Source organism: Bacillus sp. lyk4-R2A-2, from assembly GCF_030209735.1.
Taxonomy (GTDB): domain Bacteria; phylum Bacillota; class Bacilli; order Bacillales; family Bacillaceae; genus Bacillus; species Bacillus pumilus.
On sequence record NZ_JARVRK010000005.1, the window covers coordinates 390,339 to 410,680 of the forward strand.

Annotated in this window: 28 protein-coding genes, 1 tRNA gene and 2 riboswitches; of the genes, 20 read left to right on the top strand and 9 right to left on the bottom strand. The window is 41.1% G+C overall.

Annotated elements, in window-relative coordinates; genetic code table 11:
• Positions 1–56: 56 nt before the first annotated feature.
• Entirely contained in the window at positions 57–371 is a 315-nt protein-coding gene (locus QRN39_RS08815; protein ID WP_003217504.1) for an MTH1187 family thiamine-binding protein, read from the top strand.
• 25 nt (positions 372–396) lie between these two features.
• Here QRN39_RS08815 and QRN39_RS08820 read toward each other — a convergent pair whose 3' ends face one another.
• Entirely contained in the window at positions 397–570 is a 174-nt protein-coding gene (locus QRN39_RS08820) for a DUF2759 domain-containing protein (RefSeq protein WP_003217333.1), read from the bottom strand.
• 157 nt (positions 571–727) lie between these two features.
• Between QRN39_RS08820 and QRN39_RS08825 the strand changes: the two genes are divergently transcribed.
• Positions 728–1,366 (top strand): MBL fold metallo-hydrolase, encoded by a 639-nt coding sequence (locus QRN39_RS08825; RefSeq protein WP_003217463.1) that lies wholly within the window; start codon positions 728–730, stop codon positions 1,364–1,366.
• 244 nt (positions 1,367–1,610) lie between these two features.
• Here the strand turns inward: QRN39_RS08825 and QRN39_RS08830 are convergent, their stop codons facing one another.
• Positions 1,611–1,853, bottom strand: coding sequence for a DUF2626 domain-containing protein (locus QRN39_RS08830; RefSeq protein WP_003217440.1), 243 nt, complete (start codon positions 1,851–1,853; stop codon positions 1,611–1,613).
• A gap of 212 nt (positions 1,854–2,065) precedes the next feature.
• On the opposite strand from QRN39_RS08830, the gene QRN39_RS08835 reads away from it, so the two are divergent.
• Complete coding sequence (locus QRN39_RS08835) at positions 2,066–2,446, top strand: Spx/MgsR family RNA polymerase-binding regulatory protein (protein WP_003217382.1); 381 nt, start codon at positions 2,066–2,068, stop codon at positions 2,444–2,446.
• A 54-nt stretch (positions 2,447–2,500) separates the two neighbouring features.
• On the opposite strand, the gene QRN39_RS08840 is transcribed toward QRN39_RS08835, so the two are convergent.
• Positions 2,501–2,571, bottom strand: a tRNA-Gln gene (locus QRN39_RS08840).
• A 98-nt stretch (positions 2,572–2,669) separates the two neighbouring features.
• On the opposite strand from QRN39_RS08840, the gene QRN39_RS08845 reads away from it, so the two are divergent.
• From QRN39_RS08845 to QRN39_RS08885, 9 genes are all read left to right on the top strand, one after another.
• Positions 2,670–3,542, top strand: a complete 873-nt coding sequence (locus QRN39_RS08845) for an STAS domain-containing protein (protein ID WP_003217438.1) — start codon at positions 2,670–2,672, stop codon at positions 3,540–3,542.
• 177 nt (positions 3,543–3,719) lie between these two features.
• Complete coding sequence (gene comGA / locus QRN39_RS08850) at positions 3,720–4,790, top strand: competence type IV pilus ATPase ComGA (protein WP_137054976.1); 1,071 nt, start codon at positions 3,720–3,722, stop codon at positions 4,788–4,790.
• A complete protein-coding gene (comGB, locus tag QRN39_RS08855) occupies positions 4,771–5,811 on the top strand; it encodes a competence type IV pilus assembly protein ComGB (protein ID WP_137054977.1) in 1,041 nt (346 codons plus the stop codon). The genes comGA and comGB overlap by 20 nt, the downstream gene beginning before the upstream one ends.
• Positions 5,812–5,827: 16 nt before the next feature.
• Positions 5,828–6,121: a competence type IV pilus major pilin ComGC gene (comGC, locus tag QRN39_RS08860; RefSeq protein WP_003217322.1), complete on the top strand. Its 294-nt coding sequence runs from the start codon at positions 5,828–5,830 to the stop codon at positions 6,119–6,121.
• Positions 6,114–6,560 carry a competence type IV pilus minor pilin ComGD gene (comGD, locus tag QRN39_RS08865; RefSeq protein ID WP_284906903.1) on the top strand — a complete coding sequence of 149 codons (447 nt, stop codon included), beginning with the start codon at positions 6,114–6,116 and terminating at the stop codon, positions 6,558–6,560. The genes comGC and comGD overlap by 8 nt, the downstream gene beginning before the upstream one ends.
• Positions 6,544–6,861, top strand: coding sequence for a competence type IV pilus minor pilin ComGE (comGE, locus tag QRN39_RS08870; RefSeq protein ID WP_003217390.1), 318 nt, complete (start codon positions 6,544–6,546; stop codon positions 6,859–6,861). Before comGD ends, comGE begins: the two co-directional genes overlap by 17 nt.
• Positions 6,800–7,300: a competence type IV pilus minor pilin ComGF gene (gene comGF, locus QRN39_RS08875; protein WP_137054978.1), complete on the top strand. Its 501-nt coding sequence runs from the start codon at positions 6,800–6,802 to the stop codon at positions 7,298–7,300. Before comGE ends, comGF begins: the two co-directional genes overlap by 62 nt.
• Positions 7,297–7,680, top strand: coding sequence for a competence type IV pilus minor pilin ComGG (locus QRN39_RS08880; RefSeq protein ID WP_253622433.1), 384 nt, complete (start codon positions 7,297–7,299; stop codon positions 7,678–7,680). Before comGF ends, QRN39_RS08880 begins: the two co-directional genes overlap by 4 nt.
• 59 nt (positions 7,681–7,739) lie before the next feature.
• Entirely contained in the window at positions 7,740–7,934 is a 195-nt protein-coding gene (locus tag QRN39_RS08885) for a YqzE family protein (RefSeq protein WP_034620826.1), read from the top strand.
• Between the two features lie 33 nt (positions 7,935–7,967).
• On the opposite strand, the gene QRN39_RS08890 is transcribed toward QRN39_RS08885, so the two are convergent.
• Complete coding sequence (locus QRN39_RS08890; RefSeq protein ID WP_003217457.1) at positions 7,968–8,246, bottom strand: DUF3889 domain-containing protein; 279 nt, start codon at positions 8,244–8,246, stop codon at positions 7,968–7,970.
• A gap of 299 nt (positions 8,247–8,545) precedes the next feature.
• On the opposite strand from QRN39_RS08890, the gene tapA reads away from it, so the two are divergent.
• The 3 genes from tapA to tasA are packed head-to-tail and all read left to right on the top strand — an operon-like array spanning position 8,546 to position 10,555.
• A complete protein-coding gene (gene tapA / locus QRN39_RS08895; RefSeq protein WP_284906905.1) occupies positions 8,546–9,073 on the top strand; it encodes an amyloid fiber anchoring/assembly protein TapA in 528 nt (175 codons plus the stop codon).
• A 51-nt stretch (positions 9,074–9,124) separates the two neighbouring features.
• A complete protein-coding gene (gene sipW, locus QRN39_RS08900; RefSeq protein ID WP_284906907.1) occupies positions 9,125–9,697 on the top strand; it encodes a signal peptidase I SipW in 573 nt (190 codons plus the stop codon).
• Between the two features lie 57 nt (positions 9,698–9,754).
• Positions 9,755–10,555: a biofilm matrix protein TasA gene (tasA, locus tag QRN39_RS08905; RefSeq protein ID WP_003217403.1), complete on the top strand. Its 801-nt coding sequence runs from the start codon at positions 9,755–9,757 to the stop codon at positions 10,553–10,555.
• A 67-nt stretch (positions 10,556–10,622) separates the two neighbouring features.
• Here the strand turns inward: tasA and sinR are convergent, their stop codons facing one another.
• The 4 genes from sinR to QRN39_RS08925 all read right to left on the bottom strand — a co-directional run bounded on the left by sinR (position 10,623) and on the right by QRN39_RS08925 (position 13,821).
• Positions 10,623–10,958, bottom strand: coding sequence for a transcriptional regulator SinR (gene sinR / locus QRN39_RS08910; protein ID WP_012010555.1), 336 nt, complete (start codon positions 10,956–10,958; stop codon positions 10,623–10,625).
• Between the two features lie 33 nt (positions 10,959–10,991).
• Positions 10,992–11,156, bottom strand: coding sequence for an anti-repressor SinI family protein (locus QRN39_RS08915; protein WP_003217357.1), 165 nt, complete (start codon positions 11,154–11,156; stop codon positions 10,992–10,994).
• Positions 11,157–11,338: 182 nt separating this feature from the next.
• Positions 11,339–12,136, bottom strand: coding sequence for a YqhG family protein (locus QRN39_RS08920; protein WP_284906908.1), 798 nt, complete (start codon positions 12,134–12,136; stop codon positions 11,339–11,341).
• Between the two features lie 14 nt (positions 12,137–12,150).
• Positions 12,151–13,821, bottom strand: coding sequence for a DEAD/DEAH box helicase (locus tag QRN39_RS08925; RefSeq protein WP_106033136.1), 1,671 nt, complete (start codon positions 13,819–13,821; stop codon positions 12,151–12,153).
• A 250-nt stretch (positions 13,822–14,071) separates the two neighbouring features.
• A riboswitch (glycine riboswitch) is annotated at positions 14,072–14,179 on the top strand.
• Positions 14,180–14,182: 3 nt separating this feature from the next.
• Positions 14,183–14,279, top strand: a riboswitch (glycine riboswitch).
• Positions 14,280–14,383: 104 nt separating this feature from the next.
• Between QRN39_RS08925 and gcvT the strand changes: the two genes are divergently transcribed.
• Genes gcvT through gcvPB form a run of 3 tightly spaced genes read left to right on the top strand, consistent with a single transcriptional unit; the run spans position 14,384 to position 18,294 of the window.
• Entirely contained in the window at positions 14,384–15,481 is a 1,098-nt protein-coding gene (gene gcvT, locus QRN39_RS08930) for a glycine cleavage system aminomethyltransferase GcvT (protein ID WP_284906909.1), read from the top strand.
• 16 nt (positions 15,482–15,497) lie between these two features.
• The gene (gene gcvPA, locus QRN39_RS08935; protein WP_050943770.1) at positions 15,498–16,844 is read left to right on the top strand and encodes an aminomethyl-transferring glycine dehydrogenase subunit GcvPA; all 1,347 of its coding nucleotides are present in this window, start codon (positions 15,498–15,500) and stop codon (positions 16,842–16,844) included.
• Complete coding sequence (gcvPB, locus tag QRN39_RS08940) at positions 16,837–18,294, top strand: aminomethyl-transferring glycine dehydrogenase subunit GcvPB (protein ID WP_003216118.1); 1,458 nt, start codon at positions 16,837–16,839, stop codon at positions 18,292–18,294. The genes gcvPA and gcvPB overlap by 8 nt, the downstream gene beginning before the upstream one ends.
• 43 nt (positions 18,295–18,337) lie before the next feature.
• Here gcvPB and QRN39_RS08945 read toward each other — a convergent pair whose 3' ends face one another.
• Positions 18,338–18,718 carry a rhodanese-like domain-containing protein gene (locus QRN39_RS08945; protein WP_034620482.1) on the bottom strand — a complete coding sequence of 127 codons (381 nt, stop codon included), beginning with the start codon at positions 18,716–18,718 and terminating at the stop codon, positions 18,338–18,340.
• 220 nt (positions 18,719–18,938) lie between these two features.
• On the opposite strand from QRN39_RS08945, the gene QRN39_RS08950 reads away from it, so the two are divergent.
• Positions 18,939–19,775, top strand: a complete 837-nt coding sequence (locus tag QRN39_RS08950; protein ID WP_050943772.1) for a lipoate--protein ligase family protein — start codon at positions 18,939–18,941, stop codon at positions 19,773–19,775.
• Between the two features lie 85 nt (positions 19,776–19,860).
• On the top strand, positions 19,861–20,295 hold the full coding sequence (gene mntR, locus QRN39_RS08955; RefSeq protein ID WP_003215946.1) for a transcriptional regulator MntR: 435 nt from the start codon (positions 19,861–19,863) through the stop codon (positions 20,293–20,295).
• Positions 20,296–20,342: the final 47 nt, after the last annotated feature.

Genomic DNA, 20,342 nt, shown 5'->3' on the forward strand with positions numbered 1-20,342 from the left:
TAGGTTACAATGAGGACGAGAAAACATGAGGATTTGAGTGGAAAGGGGCAATAAACATGGCTATAGCAGATGTCACTATCATTCCAATAGGTACGGAAACACCAAGTGTCAGTGCTTATGTAGCAGATGTACAAAGAATTTTAGAAGGCTTTCAAAAAGAAGGGAAAATTAATTATCAACTAACACCAATGAATACATTAATTGAAGGTGAATTATCCGTTTTATTTGAAGTCATTCAGCACATTCATGAAGCACCTTTTGAAAAGGGACTGCACCGCGTAGCGACCAATATCCGCATTGATGACAGGCGGGATCAAACCACAACGCTTACAAGTAAAATAGAAAGCGTGAATAAGCACTTGAATCAATAAAAAAAGCCTGCTAAATGCAGGCTTTTTAATGTGCAGTTGGATAACCGCTATAGATGATGGTCATGACAGTAAACCAGCCAAAAACCAAAAATGTCGCGCCAGCAAAAGCGATGGCAAGTACGTTCACTTTTTTAAGTGAGCGATAGATCCCGAGTGCAGCTAAAATCGTGACTAGACCAAAAATAATGACGAGCATCATGTGAAAGTCCCCCTTTGTCATCAATCCCCTTGATTTCCTTTCTTTTCATTTTAACCGTTTTCATAAAGCTTGTCGAGTAGATTCCAGTTGACGATTGTTTGAATTTTTATTGTGTAGCCTTCATAATAAAAAAGAATGAATAAAGTAGGTGATGAAAATGAATTGGAGAAGAATGCCACTAGGCTATGTACAAGCGAATGCGTATATTTGGAAAAATGAGCACGGAGAATGTTTAATCTTTGATCCAGGCGGTGAAGCACAAAAGCTAATTTCCTATGTAAAAGAAAAACAGCTCACACCGCTTGCGGTCTTACTGACACATGCTCATTTTGATCATATCGGTGCCGCAGATGAAGTGCGCGCAGAGTGGGGAGTGCCACTCTATGTACACGAGAATGAAAAAGAATGGCTCACGAACGCTGAATTAAACGGTTCAGCTCGATTGATTGGAAATGGAATTACGGTCAAAGAAGCTGAAAAATTAATTACGTCAGAAGGAACTCTTCAAATTGGATCGTTTACATTAGAGATGTTCCACACTCCTGGGCATTCACCAGGCAGTGTGTCTTACTATTCGGCGGAAGAAGGATTTGTGATTTCTGGTGACACGCTATTTGAAGGCGGCATCGGGAGAACAGATTTAGTAGGGGGCAGTCAAGAAGTGCTGCTTCAATCAATTCATAACAAATTATTGTCTTTACCAGAATCAACTCTTGTTTTAAGTGGACATGGCGGAGAAACCACTGTACTTACGGAGCAGGAACAAAATCCATTTATCAATGGCTTTTCTCTTTAAACGTATGAAAAAAAGCATCTCTTTTTATAGAGATGCTCAGCGTGTAGACAAACCCTCGCATTCGTTGTCAGGTCTGCGCTCCGGTGCTCACGAATGTCAAATTCGCTCCGCTCCGATGCTCGTCCTTCCTAGACTTCAAAGGTTTTCTATCACGCTGAAAAGAAGACAAAGGGCTAAAATAAAATCATTTTAGCCCTTTGTCAACAATCTGAGCATCTCTTTTTATAGCGATGCTTTTTTTCAATTAATGTCCGGTACCGGGAACCATGATGAAAATCGAATAATATGTAAATCCGGCAAAGAAAATCGTCAAGTACGCTCCGAAAATGTAAATATACATTCTTTCGGATAAATTCAAGTAGGATAAAAATACAAAAAGAACGGTTTGACCGAAGAACAGCAACGATGCATCTTTCATATGCCCTAAATAGAACATGACAGCAAAAATACCCGTCCAAAAGCCAAGCACGCGGAACATGCGATTCATTTCTTTCCCTCCCCTTAAAAAAACCCCTTTGATTCATATTATAGCTGATCACCACTTGTTATGTAAACATTTACATTTTTGACAACGTGTGAACATTAATTTTACGAGTAGAAAAATTTTTTTGAAAAAGTGATCAAAATGTGTTTATGCTGAAATACATGAGGGTACTTACTCCATAAGAGAAAAGGTTAACGACCTAAGGAGGAAGACTAATGAGTGACATTACTTTTTATTCATACCCGAGCTGCACGTCTTGCCGCAAAACAAAACATTGGTTAAAGGCGAATCAAATTGATTTTAAAGAGCGTCACCTTTTCAGAGAAACGCCAACACTAGAAGAATTAAAAAAGATCCTTTCCTTAACAACAGAAGGAATGGATGAAATTTTAGCCACACGAAGTCAGGCTTTTAAAAGCTTAAATTTAAATATTAATGATTTAAAAGTAAACGAGGTTCTTCAGCTTCTTATTGAAAAACCAAAACTGCTCCGAAGACCAATTATCATTGATGGAAATAAATTAGTAGTAGGCTATAATCCAGGCGAACTCATGAAATTATCAAAAAAGAAAGCGATACATCAATCAGTTTCCTAATAAAAACGAAGATCAGCTGAAACATGCTTCAGCCGTCTTCGTTTTTGTGCTGAACTGGGCTAGCTGGGTTCGAACCAACGATCACGGAGTCAAAGTCCATTGCCTTACCACTTGGCTATAGCCCAATATCAAACGTGTAATGATATTGTTCACCATCTGCGGTCATTTATACATAAAAGTTGTATGTCACGAGTTTTAAGTGAAAAAGGAGCGGAAGAAGTAAATGAAAAATGAAAAATCGAAGCAATTATATGAATTTATCCTAAAAGAAGCCCCCGTCATGACCGAAGAATGGCTGAAAACAAGAACAGAAGAAGGCTCATTATATTCCAAACATGCTTCAGAGGAAACGGAAATGAAGTTGAAGGAACAGAACACAGCGTTTATTCAAACCATTGCAGCAACGCTTGTGACGCTGTCAGACAAAGTAGAAAATCATTTGAAAAAGTGGTCTGTTGATATCGCACGTGATCGAGCCGTTCACGAAGTGCCTTTATATGAAATCATTGGACAATTTAAGATATTTCGTCAGATTTTCTGTTCGAGAATCGAGAAATTCATACTAGAAACTGAGCTTGAAGTGACGCTCCAAGATGTATGCGGGTGGAATCAGCATTTTCATTCAACGTTTGATGATATGATCGAGCGTTTATCAGAGGAATACGACCGCGTGACACTGAGTCAGCTCAATGCACAAAGAGAGATGATTCAGGAACTGAGTGCTCCTGTTATTCCAGTTTCAAAGGAAATCGGAATTTTGCCGCTCATCGGGGAGATTGATACGTACCGGGCCAAAATTATTTTGGAATCCGTGCTAGAACAGGCTTCAAGACTGCGTCTAACGCATTTGTTTATTGATATATCAGGCGTACCGATCGTTGATACGATGGTTGCTTATCAGCTGTTTAAAGTGGTGGATAGTGCGAAGCTTCTAGGCATTGAGACGATTATTTCAGGCATCCGCCCAGAAATTGCTCAAACCGTTGTGAAACTCGGCATTGATTTCTCAAAAGTAAATACAGAACACAGCCTTGCAAAAGCCTTGGAAAAAAGAGGATTTCGTATTTTTGAAGAACAGCCGCAAGAAGCCACATGACTAAAAAACCTGCACTTGTAAAAGTCAGGTTTTTTTATATGCACTTTTTTAAAAAACCACGTTTTCCATCGCAAGCTGATGATTTTTTCGATTGATTAGGCATTAAAATGATAAATTGCTCTTTTGTCATACTGGTTCCTCTGACTTACAATATGGTCAGAGAAGGGAGTGGACCATTTGTATGGGATTGAATACTTGGGACAAGAGCTGCTAGAAGAAGCATGCCGCATGAGAGCATCTGATGTGCACATTGTTCCAAAGGAAAAGAAAGCGTCGGTATCTTTCCGCGTAGACTCAGATTTAATTCAGCAGCGAACCATTGATAAAAAAAGCGGCGAGCGGCTCATTGCTCATTTTAAATTTTTATCATCCATGGATATCGGAGAAAAACGGAGACCGCAAAATGGGTCATTAGCTGTGATGCTAAGAAGGGGTCAGGTGTTTATTCGGATGTCTACCCTACCAACTGTAAATGATGAGAGCTTAGTGATTAGAATATTGCCGCAGGATCATGTTCCAAAAATAAAACATCTGTCACTATTTCCGAAAGCATCCACCAGGTTATTATCATTTTTGAATCATTCGCATGGGCTCATTTTATTTACCGGTCCAACCAATTCAGGGAAAACAACAACCCTTTATTCATTGATCCAGTTTGCAAAAAAGAATTTCAACAGAAATATTATTACACTTGAAGATCCTGTGGAAACGAGAAATGAAGAAGTGCTGCAGGTTCAAGTAAATGAAAAAGCCGGTATCACATATGCGGCAGGATTACGCGCTATTTTAAGACATGATCCAGATATGATTGTGCTAGGAGAAATAAGAGATGCTGAAACGGCTCGAACGGCAATTAGAGCAGCACTGACAGGCCATTTAGTGATGAGTACACTCCATGCGAAAAATGCAAAAGGAGCCCTTTATCGTATGCTTGAATTTGGTGTCACGATGAATGAACTCGAACAAACGATGGTGGCGATTGCTGCGCAGCGATTAATCGAGCTCACCTGTCCTTTTTGCGGAGAAACATGCCAGCTTTACTGTAAATTAAATCGACCGGTCAGACGAACAAATGTATTTGAACTGCTGTTCGGAAAGGAGCTTGGTGAGTGTATCAAGGAGGCTAAAGGAGAATATGCTCACTCGTCATATGAAACATTGCAAAGATTAATTCGTAAAGGAGTGGCACTAGGCTATTTATCGAAAAACACCTATCATCGCTGGGTTTATGAAGAAGCAAGCCTCTAAAGCATGGTCTAAAAAGGATCAAGCGGAATGTCTATCAAAACTTGCTCAATTGATTCAGGCTGGATATACATTGATTGAGGCATTAACGATGTTGAATATCCAGTTGTCGAACAAGCAGCAGCAACAATTAGCACCGGGCATTCAGTGGCTGCTCGAAGGGGAGCCTTTTTATGTGGTGCTAGAAAGACTCCATTTTCAGCGGGAAGTCATCGCCATTTTAAGTTTCTCCGAAAAGCATGGAAGTCTAGCAAAAGCACTTGAACAAAGCGCACGGTTTTTAGAGAAAAAAATTAAACAGGTAGACACGTTTAAACGCATATTACGTTACCCAATTTTCCTCATCTTTACGGTTTTGATCGTGCTCATACTCGTTCAGCAAATGATCATTCCTCAATTTTCTCTCTTGTACTCCTCGATGGATACCCGAATGTCATGGCTGATTCAAGGTATGTTTGGAATTTTTCAATTGCTTTATGTATCTCTCCTCCTCATCGGCTGTGTGTGTATTTGTCTGACTGGATACTATGCCTTCTTTTTTAGGAAAAAATCTACCCTTGAGAAGCTGAGGGTGATCAGCAGGTTTCCTTTTTTATATAAAGGAATGCGGCTGATGCATACGTACCTTTTCTCTCTACAGTTAAGCGGACTGCTTCAGGCTGGATTATCGATGTACGAGAGCTTGCTAGCTTTTAAGCAGCAAAGCTACTTACCCTTTCTTCAAGAAATATCAGAACAGATGATTAAAGAGTTAAGAAAAGGAGAGAGAATGGCACATCAAGTGAGCCTGTCTCCTTTTTTTGAAAAACGTTTTGCAGCCGTCATCGAGCATGGTGAAGCGAGCGGGATGCTTGCAAGAGAAATGTACACGTACAGTCAATTTCTATTAGAGAATGCAGAGCTGAAAATTGAAAAATGGATGTCGTGGCTGCAGCCGGTTATCTATGGACTGACGGCAATTCTTATACTCATTGTGTATTTATCTATTCTTTTACCAATGTATCAACTGATGGAGCAAGTGTAAGGAGGAGGGCAAAGACATGAATGATAAAGGATTTACTCTGTTAGAAATGTTAATTGTCATGCTTGTGATTTCGATTCTTTTACTTATTACCATTCCGAATATTACTCGTCACCACCAAACGATTCAAGCAAAGGGCTGTGAAGGGCTTAAATCAATGGTGAGCACTCAGGTGATGGCATATGAATTAGAGCACGATGGCAAGACACCATCTTTAGCTGAATTAGAAAAAGAAGGCTATGTTAAAAAGGGATTAACGTGTCCTAATGGAAAAGCGATTGTCATTCAAAACGGCCATGTGAAGCATGAATAAATTAATTTTTCATGAAAAGGGTTTTACCCTCATAGAACAGCTAATGATCTTACTGGTTCTATCGATTCTATTGTCGATCATAGGAGTAAAAATCCCAAATTTAATAGAAGACGCTGAAGCCAAAAAACAATTGAACATCATGAAACAAGATTTTCAATTGGCTGCTAATACTGCATTTGTCAAAAAAACACGTGTATATGTTGAATTCCATCCGCCACATGTATCGTATCAAGTAATCGATCAAAAGGATGGCGAAGTCATTGCTTCTTTTCAGCAACAAAAGGGAAGCATTCAGGCTTCTACATTTCCACAAGGTATCTATTTTAATGTAAACGGACATCCAAGCAGCGGCGGGTCTCTCATCATTCAATTTGGCAGTCAAACGTATAAGCTCACGATCTATTTAGGAAGCGGGCGAATCCATGTTCAAAAGCAATAGAGGGTTTAGTACGATAGAAGCGCTGTTTGCTTGTCATATCTTCCTATTTGCAGCCCTTGTGCTTATGCCGGCCTATGAAAAAATCATAATAGGGAAAAATGAAGTAAGAGCCAAACTTGAGGCTTATCAAATTTTGCATGAACAGATGAATGAATCGTTCATAGAGGGTACAAAATCTTCTGTCAAAAAGAAGCGAGGCGACATCACATATGTATTCAATTGGAGTAAAGAGAAGGGATGTGTATCATACAACATACAAAAAAAGCAGACCATATGCTTTCATCAGGTTGCTGAACGGTGAACAAGGTTTTACCTTTGTCCAGGCTTTATGGCAATTGCAGCTATTTTTGTTCCTTTCTTTTGGCTGTGTACTGATCTTTTCTACAGCTGAGAAAGCCCGTCCTTTTGAAGAGATTAACCGATTTTCGCAAATGGAGTGGAAACAGACTGTTCTGCAATTAGATGAGGAATTAAGCCGAGCAACGGCTGTTCGATCGGTGCAAGGAGGTAAAGCGTTAGAGTATGTATCTGATCAAGGGCGAGTCGTAACGATTGAGCCATATCAAGAGATGCTTCGGAAGCGAATGGATCAAGCAGGCCATCTCCCTTTATTGCAAAAGGTGAAAGAATTTCGCGTGAGAACAAATCAGCATAGAGCTATCCTTAAAGTCACAGATGAGTCTGGTAAGGTGTATGAAGCTGTTTTTTTCATATATAAAGGGATGGTTCCTACATCGTGAAAAGGGAAGGAGGATTTATCTATCCGCATGTACTGGCTGCAATTCTATTTTTTCTCGTGATCCTAGGGGCGATGACGATAGGGTTTCAAAAAGAGCTGAGAAGTGCAGAGCTGACGATTTCGTTTTATAAAAAACAGCAGCTTTTCAGGGTGGGTGCGAGTGAAGCTGCCCGTACATTCCATCGTTTGTGTGAACAGCAGCAAACTCATATTCACACTGAAGAAGGCCGCGTGACATTAAAGAAGATAACATGCGATCAAAAGAAAAAGCGTATCCACATGTTAGTCAGGGTGAAAACAAAAGATGGTTTATCAGATGAACGGGAACTCGTGCTGAATTGGAAGACCCGTGAAATCATGAAATGGGCAAACCGTGAATAGCCAGTGTATAAAATGATCCTCTTCCTGGTAACACTTGAAGAAAGAAGAGGTGAATGTGCTTGAAAACCAATGACTATGTAAAATATATGACACAGGAAATCATTAAATATATGAATACACCACGTGACGAACGGAAAGAACATAAACAAGAGAGAATGGAAACGAAACCGCCATTTTCACAGCGTTTATTTGGGGTTCTGCCGTTTGGGTTTTCAATGATGCTAAAAAAACGTAAGCGACATCGACAAAAGTAAAAAGCCGCCAGTAGGCGGTTTTTTTATGCCCCTTTAGCTGTATTCTTCCACAACAATCACTTTATTGACCTTGTTTGAGTAAGGGTTATAAGAAATAGTGACAAATACCCCAAATTCTTTGGTGTGGTCTTTTAACGTAATATGATACTGTTTCACAGATTCCTTCTCACGATGACGGTCCCATACTTTTTGTTTGAATAAGACTTGCGTTAGCGGATATCGTTTCTTTGCTTCTTTGACTGCCCGCGTTTCCCATTGATCTGCGGCGGCAGTGAAACCTCTCGCATCCGCAGGATTGGCGTCTTGTATCATAGGACCCAACAGTAAACTGAGCATGATTATCATCTTTCCATATTTCACTTCACATCACCTCACCTGCTATTATTCTGACCAAATGCTGCACTTTTATGTAAATTTTTAAGAAGTACAAATGTCACACAAAAAAATATTGAATACGGCGAAAGAATGAGAAAATGGAAGAATTTTCTCGTAATCATTCTTGTTTAAGAACAAAATGGACTAATTTGACGTTTTGGGTTTTATAGGTATTTCCTTATACTGTATGTAATCGTTCTTATTAAAGAACAATCGTTCAAGGAGTTGGAGAATGAATGAAACAGTCGTTCTTTGTACTTTTTTGTGCCATTTGTTTGATTTTCACGTCACTCTTGATCTCAACAACGAACGCTTCTTTTAACGATATTGAGCACTCAAATTTTGTCATGAAAACATGCGAAAATTTTGAACAGACGGACCAGCATTGTCAGCCTTCCAAATGGGATAGAAGTCATTTGGAGCTCATTGATCAAACGATGATCAAAGGAACAGTCTGCGCGCCTCAAAGCTTGAGCATGACACTAAAAAATAGTGGACAACCTATTGCACACTCTGAATGGAAATGGGAATTACATAAAGTGAAAAATGAGCAGAAGCCGTTACAAGATGGTCATATTCTTGAAAAAGGCTCTATACAGTCCCTTCTTTCTCAAGAAACAACGACTGTCACGACAGATAAAGCAAAAACGAATGGAATCTATGTGTTTAAAATCTATTACCCTAAAGGTTTTGAAGGATCTGGAGAAGCATTTATATGGTCTAAACATATGCAGCTCGCAAAGTGTCAAGAAAAGGCATCCTAAATGGAGCTGTCTTCTAAATGAAACAATGATAGGCGAAGGGGAGAAGAGGTCATGAAAAAATGGATGAAGATGTCTGGAAGTATTCTTTATGTGGTGGTGTTCACGGTGATGATTGCATGTATTATTGTCGTATTGTCATCAAGAACTACAGGGGGAGATCCTCAAATTTTCGGTTATCAATTCAAGCAAGTATTATCTGGCTCAATGGAACCAGAATTTTCGACTGGCTCACTCATTGTCGTAAAAGAAGTGACTTCACCGGAGGCACTTAAAAAAGGGGATATTATCACATTTCAAACGAAGCAGGACCAGTCTTATGTGACCCACCGAATTGTTGGGGTGAAAGGAAAGGGAGTAAATAAAGCCTTTGAGACGAAAGGTGACCACAATATGTATCAGGACGGCACGCTAGTAAAAGCGGATCAGGTGGCTGCGCAGTATACGGGTGTGACCATTCCATATGCAGGAAAGCTTCTTTCGTATGCAGGGACTTCGGCTGGAACCGCGTTGCTGCTCATTATACCAGGTGTGATGCTGCTCGTTTATTCGACTCTTCATTTTGTAGGCGCTGCAAAACATCGAAGACACACGGCCGATTTACAGATGTCAGAGGAACAAGCTTAAATTTTCGTTTGTAACCTAATTAGGTTTCAATAAAACAATTTATTAGGGGGTTCATTCATGGCAAAGAAAAGATCAATTCGTTTAGGTGTATTATCAGGGGCTTTAGGCCTGGCATTAATTGGTGGGGGGACATGGGCGGCGTTTAACGATGTAGAAACGGCAAATGCGGTCTACTCGACAGGAGAGCTGGATTTATCTGCAAAAGAGAACTCCGGCGCCATCAACCTTTCAAACTTAAAACCTGGTGATCGCATCAAGAAAGAATTTAATTTTGAAAATAAAGGATCACTTGCGATCAATCAAGTGCTGATGAGTCTTGATTACAGCCAGTTTCAAGATGGAGCTTCCTCGAAAAATGGCGGTAAGAATACAGCTGAAGAATTTCTCAGTCAGTTTCAGGTGAGTGTTCTGACGGTTGGAGCCGAAGGTGGAAATGGTTATCCGAAAAATATTATCTTAGATGCTGCAAACCTGCTTGACTTGCATGAACTAACGGCAAAACAGGATCAGACTGCATTTGAAAAGCTTCGTCATGCCGTCGATGAGAAGTTTTTACATGAAAGTGGGAAGATTAATGTAGCAACTGTTGATGGAACAGTGGCTCCAGAGTATGACGGCATACCAAAGAACCCGTTTGATTACGATAAAATGGAAATGATCATTGAATTTGTCAATGACCAGACGAAGGATAAAGCTGGTCACTATATCCAAAATAAATACCAAGGCGATGCGATTCAAATTGATCTTTCCTTCGAAGCGACTCAGTGGAATGGTTTAACGATCAATCCCAAAAAGCATACGGATGAAAAAGGCTACGTGAAAGAAAACGAAAAAGCACACAGCGAAGATAAAAAATAAAGTCAGTCTTTAGACTGATATCAAGTTCTGCATAGCAATTGGAGGAGTATGCGCTAAAATGTGCGCTTTACTCCTCTTCTTGCTTTTTTCTCCAGATTTGATAATCTAAAAATTCACGAAATTGCTTTTTCGAAACCCCTGATGTCATTGCATCTCGAACTAGTTTTTCCCATTCACTATCTAATTGACCATCGTATTCGGTTTCATCTTTTTCGTGTAACAGTGTATGAACCGAGACGTCCAGAACAGCGGAGACTTTTTCAAGAAATTGAATGGAGGGGTTTGTTTGCAAGTTTCTTTCTATTGAGCTTAAATAAGACTTCGCTACCCCAGCCTTTTCGGCCAGTTCTGATAGTGAGTAGCCTTTTTCATTGCGGTATTGTTTAATACGCTGGCCAATCAATGTCATCACCTTCCTTTCGATATTATAGCACATTCAGAAAGGTTTGATAGAATGACTTCTTACCAGAGGGTGAGACTCAGAGGACTTTTCACTTGATTTGAGGAATTGACGGACTTCTTCTACTGTTAGCCCTGCTTTACGAGCTTCAAGTAATAATTGAACCCATTCACTGTCTAATATGTTCGTTTTCTTTTCCATACAAATACCCTCCTAAAATACTGAATCATGTATTTCAGGCACTTAACGCATGAAATGGAAAGACACAGGTGGTAAGACCTCATAGTTTGCTTGCGTCATTTTTCCGCCCAATACAAACAGACAAACGTTGCTTTTGGCTGATCGAAAATTGTACGTCACATGAAAGGGAGGGGACCTATAGGTCAACCTCCTCTTTTTTGCTGTAAGTAAAAAAGTCCGCCATTTTCAATCGTTAGACTGATTTTTGGTTCGTATAAAGTTTTGAGTGCTTGTCTTTCTATTTCATATTCTACAGACGTGTCTGAAGTCCCTTCATAAAATTGGTTTAAAAGTTCAGTGTCTTCTTTCCATTTTTGAACAGCTCTTACCGCCCAATCATCTGGTTCCTCATGGGCGTAATGCTCCATTAAACTGTAGAGCCGTTTGACGCCGCTTTCTGGCTTGATCATTGTACTCATCGTAAAGCAGTAATCGGGAATTTGAGATGACAGCTCACGGGTTTCCAGCTTTTCTTGAAATTGTTCCACGACTTCTCCGCGTATTAGGTGAAGTCCTAGTGATAAAAGCTTATCCTTCTTTCGATCTGCGAGATAAGAAATTTTCACATTGAGACCAAGCCAGGGCTCGAGTGCGATCTGGTTGGCCATGAGCGGGGTGACTCGTTCATAGAGACGGATAAATCGGCCCTGCTGTTTGGTGGCTTCAAAAATTTGGAATAAACGAGGGGAGCCGAAGTGGATAAATTCACCCTCAATGGTATCATCCACTTTTTTTTGATCGGTGATGAGGGTCAATTGCCGCGGCTCCGGAACACCACCAGTTTTTTCAAGCCAGTGCCAATAAAAAGGGCGGTTCATAATCAATTTATCCATATCGATGGTTAGTTGTACGGTCATATGTCCAGCACTTTCTTCTAGTATGTCGCATTGATTTGCCTGAAAGAAACGGAGAAGAAAGGTATGTATGTCACGCTGCTTCATTGATCAACTCTCCTTTATGAGCCTTGCTGTCTTTTTTCTAAAAGCGGTGTTTTTGCTTCTGTTAAATAGGAAGCAAACTGAGTTAATTTCTTTTTCATGTCACCGTCTGATTCGTGCTGAAAGAGAATCTGATGCAGTTCTGATTCGGCATCTTTGATATCGATTCGCGTTAAAATATCATCTAGATCGCCAATGACGTTTTCAAACAGCTGAATTTTTTCATATAAAAGCTTTAAGATGTGTTCCTCAACGGTACCGTTAGTTGCCATATTGTAAATGTGGACATCTCGCTCTTGTCCAAGGCGGTGGATACGTCCAATCCGCTGTTCTAAACGCATCGGGTTCCACGGAAGATCGTAGTTGATGATTTGGTTACAAAACTGAAGGTTGATTCCTTCGCCGCCGGCTTCTGTAGCAATTAACACTTGCGCCCGTTCTCTAAATAAATCTTTCATCCAATCCTTTTTGCCCCGCTTAAAGCCGCCCCGAAAAGGAACGGAGCTGATGCCATTTTGCTGAAGAAACCATTGTAAATAAATTTGTGTCGCGCGGTATTCGGTGAAAATAATGACCTTTTCATTTAACTGTTGAATAAGCCTAACGACTTCAAGCGCCTTTGTGTTTTGCTGCACTTGATTGATTTTCTCCATAATTTGCGCTATAGCAGAGGATCCAAGGATATGTTTTTCATCTTCCTGCATTTTTTTAATTGTCATATAGACCGCCTCGCGACTTGAACAGCATTCTCGTTCCAAGGTCATGATGGAAAACATATGTTTAGTATAGGACGGGTTCTCTTTCAGCTTGCAGATTTCATCATATAATGCTTGTTCCGTCGGAGAGAAATCAATGGAAATCGTTTTGACATGCCGTTTTGTCCACTCAATGCCCGTGTCTTGCCTTCGGTTACGAATCATCACTTTATTCACAAGCTGTTTTAAACGATCATGGTCTTCTAGCTGTAAATCCTTTTTGGCAAAGACATCTTTAAACTGATGTTCATTCCCTAGGTGACCTGGCTTCAGAAGGGAGACAAGATTAAATATTTCTCCAATACGGTTTTGGATAGGCGTCGCTGTCAGCAGCAAGCAGAATTTCTTATTTAGATTTCTCACAAATTCATAGTTTTTCGTTTTATTGTTTTTCAGTTTGTGTGCTTCATCAATAATGACCATATCGTAGGCAATGGATAAAATAGTGTCTCGATGCGGCTGCCTCTTGGCTGTATCAATGGAGGAAACCACGACGTCACACTGCTCCCACACGTAGCTCTTTTTTTGTTCGACAGCATCAATATAAAATTTCGTCCGCAGCTCCTGTACCCATTGAGATACGAGAGAGGCGGGGACGAGTATGAGAATTTTTTTGGCAAGTCCACGAATCATGTATTCTTTGATAATAAGTCCTGCTTCTACGGTTTTTCCAAGTCCCACTTCATCTGCTAAAATGGCTTTTCCGTTCATCTCTTCTACGACTCTTCTGGCTACTTCAAGCTGATGTTTTAAAGGCGTGAATGCAGGCAGATGGGCAGGAGCTTGCAGTCCTTCAAATGAATCAATGGCTGTGACTTTTTGGACCTGCGTCGCTAAACGGTACATTTCCCAGTTCGCCCAGGGTCCGTCTCCTGCAAGCCGCTGCTGAAATTCACTTGCCCAATCCTGATCAAAAATCGTTTGAATATTCAATGTGGTCGCCTGCCTTTCTAGTAGGTTGAGGATAAAATTGTTCTGTATTTAAACGCTTCATTTTTTAAGAGGTCTTGAAAAGACTAGATATTTGAATAAAAGCGAACGATAATGAATGGTTGTTTAAAAAATGTTAATGATTTTTCTGTTGCTCTTCATCCGTTTCTAATGGTAGGATGTTGGTAAGTGATCTAGCAAATAAGTCACCCATTTTGATAGTATGTCCAATAAATGTGAAGAATATGAGCGGATGATGGTATGGGGAGAGACTTGGCGGTTATTTAGCACTGGCAGGCGCCGAAGGAGCAAGCTGAATCGTTTCAGTGAATCTCTCAGGCAAAAGTACTCTTACCGGACGCAACTCTGGAGAGTGTTTGCTCATCGTTTTTTTAGCAAACCACCAAAGGGGAAAACGCACAATGATGTTGTGCTGTAAACTTTCAGGTGCAAGGACAGAGACTTCTTTTTGATAAAAGGGAGCGCTCTGTCCTTTTTTGCTGTGATTTTTTTCTGAAAATTCAGCTTGTGATCTGCACTGAAAGAAAAAAGGGGGAAACGATTGATGTTGAAACGAACACCGCTTTTTCATGCGTATGAAACGTTTGGCGCAAAAACCATTGACTTCGGGGGCTGGGAATTACCTGTCCAATTTTCTTCCATTAAAGAAGAGCACGAAGCTGTTCGAACAAAGGCAGGGCTTTTTGATGTGTCTCACATGGGTGAGGTGGAAATCAAAGGTCAAGATGCCCTTCCTTTTTTACAAAGGTTATTAACCAATGATGTGTCTAAGCTGACAGACGGCAAGGCACTATATACAGCCATGTGCTATGAAGATGGCGGGACAGTGGATGATCTGCTCGTCTACCAAAAAGAAAAGAACGATTATTTACTTGTCATTAATGCATCAAATATTGAAAAAGATGTGGAATGGCTACTTCAGCATCAAGGTGAGAACGACGTATTGATCCAAAATGTCTCTGATCAAATCGCTTTGCTAGCCCTTCAAGGACCTCTTGCCGCTGACATCATGAAAGATGTGGCGGATGAAGAAGTGACATCGCTCAAGCCATTTACATTTTTATCAAGAGCTGAGGTTGCTCAAAAAGAGGTGCTTGTTTCAAGAACTGGCTACACAGGAGAAGACGGCTTTGAAATCTATTGCCAGTCAGAAGATGCGGTCCACATTTGGTCGGCTTTATTAAAAGCAGGCGCACCAAAAGGATTAATACCGTGCGGGCTCGGTGCACGTGACACCTTGAGATTTGAAGCAAGACTTCCGCTTTATGGGCAGGAGCTATCAAAGGATATCTCTCCATTAGAAGGTGGGATTGGCTTTGCTGTCAAAACGGATAAAGAAGCCAATTTTATTGGCAAAGAAGCGCTCAAGAAGCAAAAAGAAGAAGGGCCGAAGCGAAAGCTTGTCGGCATTGAAATGATAGATAAAGGGATTCCGCGCACAGACTATCCGGTCTTTTCAGAAGAAAAGCAGATTGGGGTAGTCACAACGGGCACACAGTCCCCAACATTAAAGAAAAATGTCGGGCTTGCTTTAATTGAATCTGCTCAGGCGCAGCTTGGAACAGAGATAGAAGTACAAGTTCGCAAAAAACGTCTAAAAGCGAAAATCGTCGCAACACCATTTTATAAAAGAGCCAAATAACGAGGGGGAATAGAGGATGAAGCATAGGTATTTGCCGCAAACCGAGCAAGATCAAAAAGAAATGCTGGATGTCATCGGCGTTCAGTCGATTGATGAGCTTTTTTCAGATATCCCAGAAAAAGTGAGATTTAAAGGAGCATACAACATTAAAGCAGCCGCATCTGAAACAGAGCTTGTAAGGGAATTATCCCGATTAGCTGCAAAGAATAAAGATACGGTCTCCTATGCATCGTTTCTTGGTGCCGGTGTATATGATCATTACCAGCCTGTCATTGTGGATCATGTCATCTCACGTTCTGAATTTTATACAGCATACACACCTTATCAGCCGGAGATTTCGCAAGGTGAACTACAAGCCATTTTTGAATTTCAAACAATGATTGCTGAGCTGACGGGTATGGATCTTGCTAACTCCTCGATGTATGATGGCGGGACAGCATTAGCTGAAGCGGCAATGCTAGCTGCTGGGCATACAAAAAAGAAAAAAGTGGTTGTTTCTGAAACGGTTCACCCTGAAGCAAGAGCCGTGCTAAAAACATATGCCAAAGGACAGCACATCGAAGTTGTTGAAGTGCCTGCGAAAAAAGGGCAGACGGACCTAGCAGCATTAGAAAAGGCTGTCTGCGAAGATACAGCAGCAGTTCTTGTGCAATATCCAAACTTTTTTGGTGTCGTCGAACCGTTAAAAGACATTGAACCTATTGCCCATCAAGGGAAAAGTCTGTTCGTTGTCTCTAGTAATCCACTTGCACTAGGGTTACTGACGCCGCCAGGAAAACTTGGAGCAGACATTGTCGTTGGTGATGCACAGCCGTTTGGTATTCCAGCAGCGTTTGGCGGGCCGCATTGCGGATATTTTGCTGTGACGAAAAAGTTGATGCGAAAAGTGCCAGGTCGTTTAGTCGGGCAGACAGAAGACGAAAATGGTGTTCGTGGGTTTGTACTAACCCTTCAAGCGCGTGAGCAGCATATTCGAAGAGATAAAGCGACGTCTAATATTTGTTCGAATCAGGCATTAAATGCATTAGCCGCTTCCGTTGCCATGACAGCACTCGGAAAAACAGGCATCAAAGACATTGCGTATCAAAACGTACAAAAAGCCCACTATGCGAAGACGCAGGCAAAAGCATATGGACTGCTTGCTGATGTAGAAGGGGACCATTTCAATGAATTTGTAATCAAATTACAAGAACCTGTGAAAGAAGCCAATAAACGATTGCTTGAAAAAGGAATCATCGGCGGCTATGACTTAGGGAGAGACTTCCCAGAGCTTCAACATCACATGCTTGTCGCCGTGACAGAGCTAAGAACGAAAGAAGAAATTGATACGTTCATGAAGGAATTGGGGGATCGCCATGAATAAACAAGATCAGCCGCTTATTTTTGAATTATCCAAAGAAGGAAGAATTGGTTATAGCCTGCCTGATTTAGATGTACCTGAACAGGAGATCCCAGCTTTATTTGATGACACGTATATCCGTCATGATGATGCTGAGCTTCCTGAAGTATCTGAGCTTGATATTATGCGTCATTATACAGCATTATCAAGACGTAATCACGGGGTCGATTCCGGATTTTATCCTCTTGGCTCTTGTACAATGAAATATAATCCAAAGATTAATGAAAAGGTTGCACGCCTTGCAGGCTTCGCGCAAGTCCATCCACTACAAGAGGCAGACACTGTGCAGGGAGCATTAGAATTGCTGTATGATCTAGGTGATCATCTTGAAGAAATTACGGGGATGGACGCTGTGACATTACAGCCTGCGGCAGGAGCACACGGGGAATGGACAGGACTCATGATGATCCGTGCGTACCATGAAGCAAGAGGAGATCATAAACGAACAAAAGTCATTGTGCCGGATTCTGCTCATGGAACGAACCCAGCATCTGCGACAGTGGCTGGGTTTGAAACCATTACCGTCGCATCTGATGAGAATGGGCTTGTTGATTTAGAGGACCTGCGCCGTGTTGTCAATGAAGAAACTGCGGCTTTAATGCTGACGAATCCGAATACACTCGGCCTATTCGAAGAAAATATTTTAGAAATGGCTGAAGTCGTTCACGGAGCTGGTGGCAAGCTTTATTATGATGGAGCGAACTTGAATGCCGTTTTGAGCAGAGCAAGACCGGGGGATATGGGATTTGATGTCGTTCACTTAAATCTTCATAAAACCTTTACAGGTCCACATGGAGGCGGAGGCCCTGGTTCAGGTCCTGTAGGCGTAAAAAAGGATTTGATTCCGTACTTGCCAAAGCCGGTGCTTGTGAAGAAAGAAGGCCGCTTTTACTTCGATGATGATCGACCAGAATCAATTGGCAGAGTGAAGCCGTTCTATGGTAACTTCGGCATTAACGTCAGAGCATATGCGTATATTCGCTCTATGGGCCCAGACGGTTTAAAGGCTGTCACTGATAATGCCGTGTTAAATGCGAACTATATGATGCGCCGCTTAAGTACTCATTTCGATTTGCCATTTGACCGTCACTGTAAGCATGAATTTGTCCTTTCAGGTAAACGTCAGAAAAAATTAGGTGTGCGCACACTGGATATTGCCAAACGATTACTTGATTTTGGCTATCATCCGCCAACAATCTACTTCCCGCTTAATGTAGAGGAATGTATCATGATTGAACCAACTGAAACAGAATCAAAAGAAACTCTTGATGCCTTCATCGAAGCGATGATTCAGATTGCAAAAGAAGCGGAAGAGAATCCAGAAGTCGTGCAGGAAGCGCCGCATACAACGGTCGTCAAACGAATGGATGAAACAAAGGCTGCCCGGAATCCAGTTCTCGTTTTTGAAAGATAAAGAAAAAAGACTCAGGGGGATCATGCTCCCAGAGTCTTTTTTGTTAGTTCTTCGTTTTAATGCGGCCGCCCCATTTTTTAAAGCCGCCTTTTAAATTATAAATCTCACGACAGCCGTTTTTACGTAACGTTTGCGCTGCTTTTCCGCTTCTCAAATTGTTTTGGCAATAAAGATAAACAGGCTTGTCAGGACGAATTTCATTTTTGCGCTGCTTTAGCTGGGAAAGGGGGATGTTTCTTGCCCCTAAAATATGTCCGCCATCAAACTCATTTGGCTCTCTCACATCAATGAGTTGAGCTTTGCGGTAACCTTTAATAAATTCTTCTTCCGTCAGCGTTTTCATAATACGCTGCTGATAAATGTAGCTGCCGACAGAATAAAGAACGAAAAGTCCACAAAGTGAGAGGACGATATAGTTGAACATTGACAATACAACTCGACTCCTTCTTGAGCATCAGCACAGTGGCCTGTCTGATGGTACGTTTTAGACAAATACTATTATAGTAAAGCAAAAGAAACTTGTCATCATAAATGGTAAGAATTATTTTCAATTCGTTCCCTATTTGATAGACTGATGGAGAGAGAATATCGGTGGTCATGACCATCATCTAACATTGACTACGTAAAAGAGAAGGGATTTTTATATGCAAAAAGAGAAATGGTGTTTCATTGATACAGGAAATCAAGACCCTGCCTTTAACATGGCAATGGATGAAGCCTTGCTTTATTGGCATAGTGAGAAGCTGATCCCGCCTGTCATCCGCTTTTATGGATGGAATCCTGCGACATTGTCTGTTGGGTATTTTCAGCATGTTGAAAAAGAAATTAACATGGAAGCAGTCGAGCGCTATGGCCTTGGGTTTGTCCGCAGACCAACTGGAGGGCGTGGGGTTCTTCATGATCAGGAGCTGACCTACAGCGTGATTGTGTCAGAGGAACATCCAGAAATGCCGGCGACGGTGACAGAGGCGTACCGCGTCATTTCAGAAGGCATTTTAGAGGGCTTTAAAGAACTGGGACTCGATGCGTATTTTGCCATTCCTCGAACAGATAAAGAAAAAGAAAGCTTAAAAAATCCAAGATCGTCTGTATGCTTTGATGCCCCTTCCTGGTACGAGCTTGTCGTAGAAGGCAGAAAGGTAGCAGGCAGTGCTCAAACGAGACAAAAAGGAGTGATCCTCCAGCACGGCTCCATCTTAATTGACCTTGATGAGGACAAACTGTTCGATTTATTTCTTTATCCTAACGACCGTGTGAGAGAGCGGATGCAGAGAAGCTTTAAAAACAAAGCGGTCGCCATCAATGAAATCTCAAACCGAACTTGTACAATAGACGATGCGCGTGTGGCGTTTAAACGAGGATTTGAAAAAGGATTAAATATTGAGCTTGTGCCTTATGAGCTGACAGATGAAGAGTTAGCATTTGTCCACCATCTTGCCAAAACGAAATATGCCTCAGACGAGTGGAATTACAAGCGTTAGGGCAAAGGACACTCCTTGTTTTTTAAAGGGCGATGGTGTAGAATTGTTATGATTATTAAGTAAAGGTGCATTATGGAGGGGTTTTATGACTACACCTAGTATGGAAGATTACATTGAACAAATATATATGCTGATAGAAGAAAAAGGATATGCCAGAGTCTCTGATATTGCAGAAGCACTCGCTGTCCATCCCTCCTCTGTAACAAAAATGGTTCAGAAGCTAGATAAAGATGAATACCTCATTTATGAGAAGTATCGTGGTCTAATTTTAACCCCGAAAGGCAAAAAAATTGGAAAACGTCTCGTATACAGACATGAACTGCTAGAGCAATTTTTAAGAATCATTGGTGTAGACGAAGAGAAAATTTATGATGATGTAGAAGGCATTGAACATCATCTCAGCTGGAACAGCATTGACCGCATCGGCGATCTCGTTCAATTCTTTGAAGAAAACGACGAGCGATCTGTTCAGCTGAAAGCGATTCAAAAGAAAAACGAACAAACAAATCAAGAATCTTAAGAAAAAGGACACCCATGCAGAGGGTGTCCTTTTTGATTAAAGTTCTA

Excerpts from the sequence above, each read along its gene's own strand:
- QRN39_RS08815 (WP_003217504.1), top strand. The coding sequence starts at position 57 with ATGGCTATAGCAGATGTCACTATCATTCCAATAGGTACGGAAACACCA.
- QRN39_RS08820 (WP_003217333.1), bottom strand. The coding sequence starts at position 570 with ATGATGCTCGTCATTATTTTTGGTCTAGTCACGATTTTAGCTGCACTC.
- QRN39_RS08825 (WP_003217463.1), top strand. The coding sequence starts at position 728 with ATGAATTGGAGAAGAATGCCACTAGGCTATGTACAAGCGAATGCGTAT.
- QRN39_RS08830 (WP_003217440.1), bottom strand. The coding sequence starts at position 1,853 with ATGAATCGCATGTTCCGCGTGCTTGGCTTTTGGACGGGTATTTTTGCT.
- QRN39_RS08835 (WP_003217382.1), top strand. The coding sequence starts at position 2,066 with ATGAGTGACATTACTTTTTATTCATACCCGAGCTGCACGTCTTGCCGC.
- QRN39_RS08845 (WP_003217438.1), top strand. The coding sequence starts at position 2,670 with ATGAAAAATGAAAAATCGAAGCAATTATATGAATTTATCCTAAAAGAA.
- comGB (WP_137054977.1), top strand. The coding sequence starts at position 4,771 with ATGAAGAAGCAAGCCTCTAAAGCATGGTCTAAAAAGGATCAAGCGGAA.
- comGC (WP_003217322.1), top strand. The coding sequence starts at position 5,828 with ATGAATGATAAAGGATTTACTCTGTTAGAAATGTTAATTGTCATGCTT.
- comGD (WP_284906903.1), top strand. The coding sequence starts at position 6,114 with ATGAATAAATTAATTTTTCATGAAAAGGGTTTTACCCTCATAGAACAG.
- comGE (WP_003217390.1), top strand. The coding sequence starts at position 6,544 with ATGTTCAAAAGCAATAGAGGGTTTAGTACGATAGAAGCGCTGTTTGCT.
- QRN39_RS08890 (WP_003217457.1), bottom strand. The coding sequence starts at position 8,246 with ATGATACAAGACGCCAATCCTGCGGATGCGAGAGGTTTCACTGCCGCC.
- tapA (WP_284906905.1), top strand. The coding sequence starts at position 8,546 with ATGAAACAGTCGTTCTTTGTACTTTTTTGTGCCATTTGTTTGATTTTC.
- sipW (WP_284906907.1), top strand. The coding sequence starts at position 9,125 with ATGAAAAAATGGATGAAGATGTCTGGAAGTATTCTTTATGTGGTGGTG.
- tasA (WP_003217403.1), top strand. The coding sequence starts at position 9,755 with ATGGCAAAGAAAAGATCAATTCGTTTAGGTGTATTATCAGGGGCTTTA.
- QRN39_RS08915 (WP_003217357.1), bottom strand. The coding sequence starts at position 11,156 with ATGGAAAAGAAAACGAACATATTAGACAGTGAATGGGTTCAATTATTA.
- QRN39_RS08920 (WP_284906908.1), bottom strand. The coding sequence starts at position 12,136 with ATGAAGCAGCGTGACATACATACCTTTCTTCTCCGTTTCTTTCAGGCA.
- gcvT (WP_284906909.1), top strand. The coding sequence starts at position 14,384 with ATGTTGAAACGAACACCGCTTTTTCATGCGTATGAAACGTTTGGCGCA.
- gcvPA (WP_050943770.1), top strand. The coding sequence starts at position 15,498 with ATGAAGCATAGGTATTTGCCGCAAACCGAGCAAGATCAAAAAGAAATG.
- gcvPB (WP_003216118.1), top strand. The coding sequence starts at position 16,837 with ATGAATAAACAAGATCAGCCGCTTATTTTTGAATTATCCAAAGAAGGA.
- QRN39_RS08945 (WP_034620482.1), bottom strand. The coding sequence starts at position 18,718 with ATGTTCAACTATATCGTCCTCTCACTTTGTGGACTTTTCGTTCTTTAT.
- QRN39_RS08950 (WP_050943772.1), top strand. The coding sequence starts at position 18,939 with ATGCAAAAAGAGAAATGGTGTTTCATTGATACAGGAAATCAAGACCCT.
- mntR (WP_003215946.1), top strand. The coding sequence starts at position 19,861 with ATGACTACACCTAGTATGGAAGATTACATTGAACAAATATATATGCTG.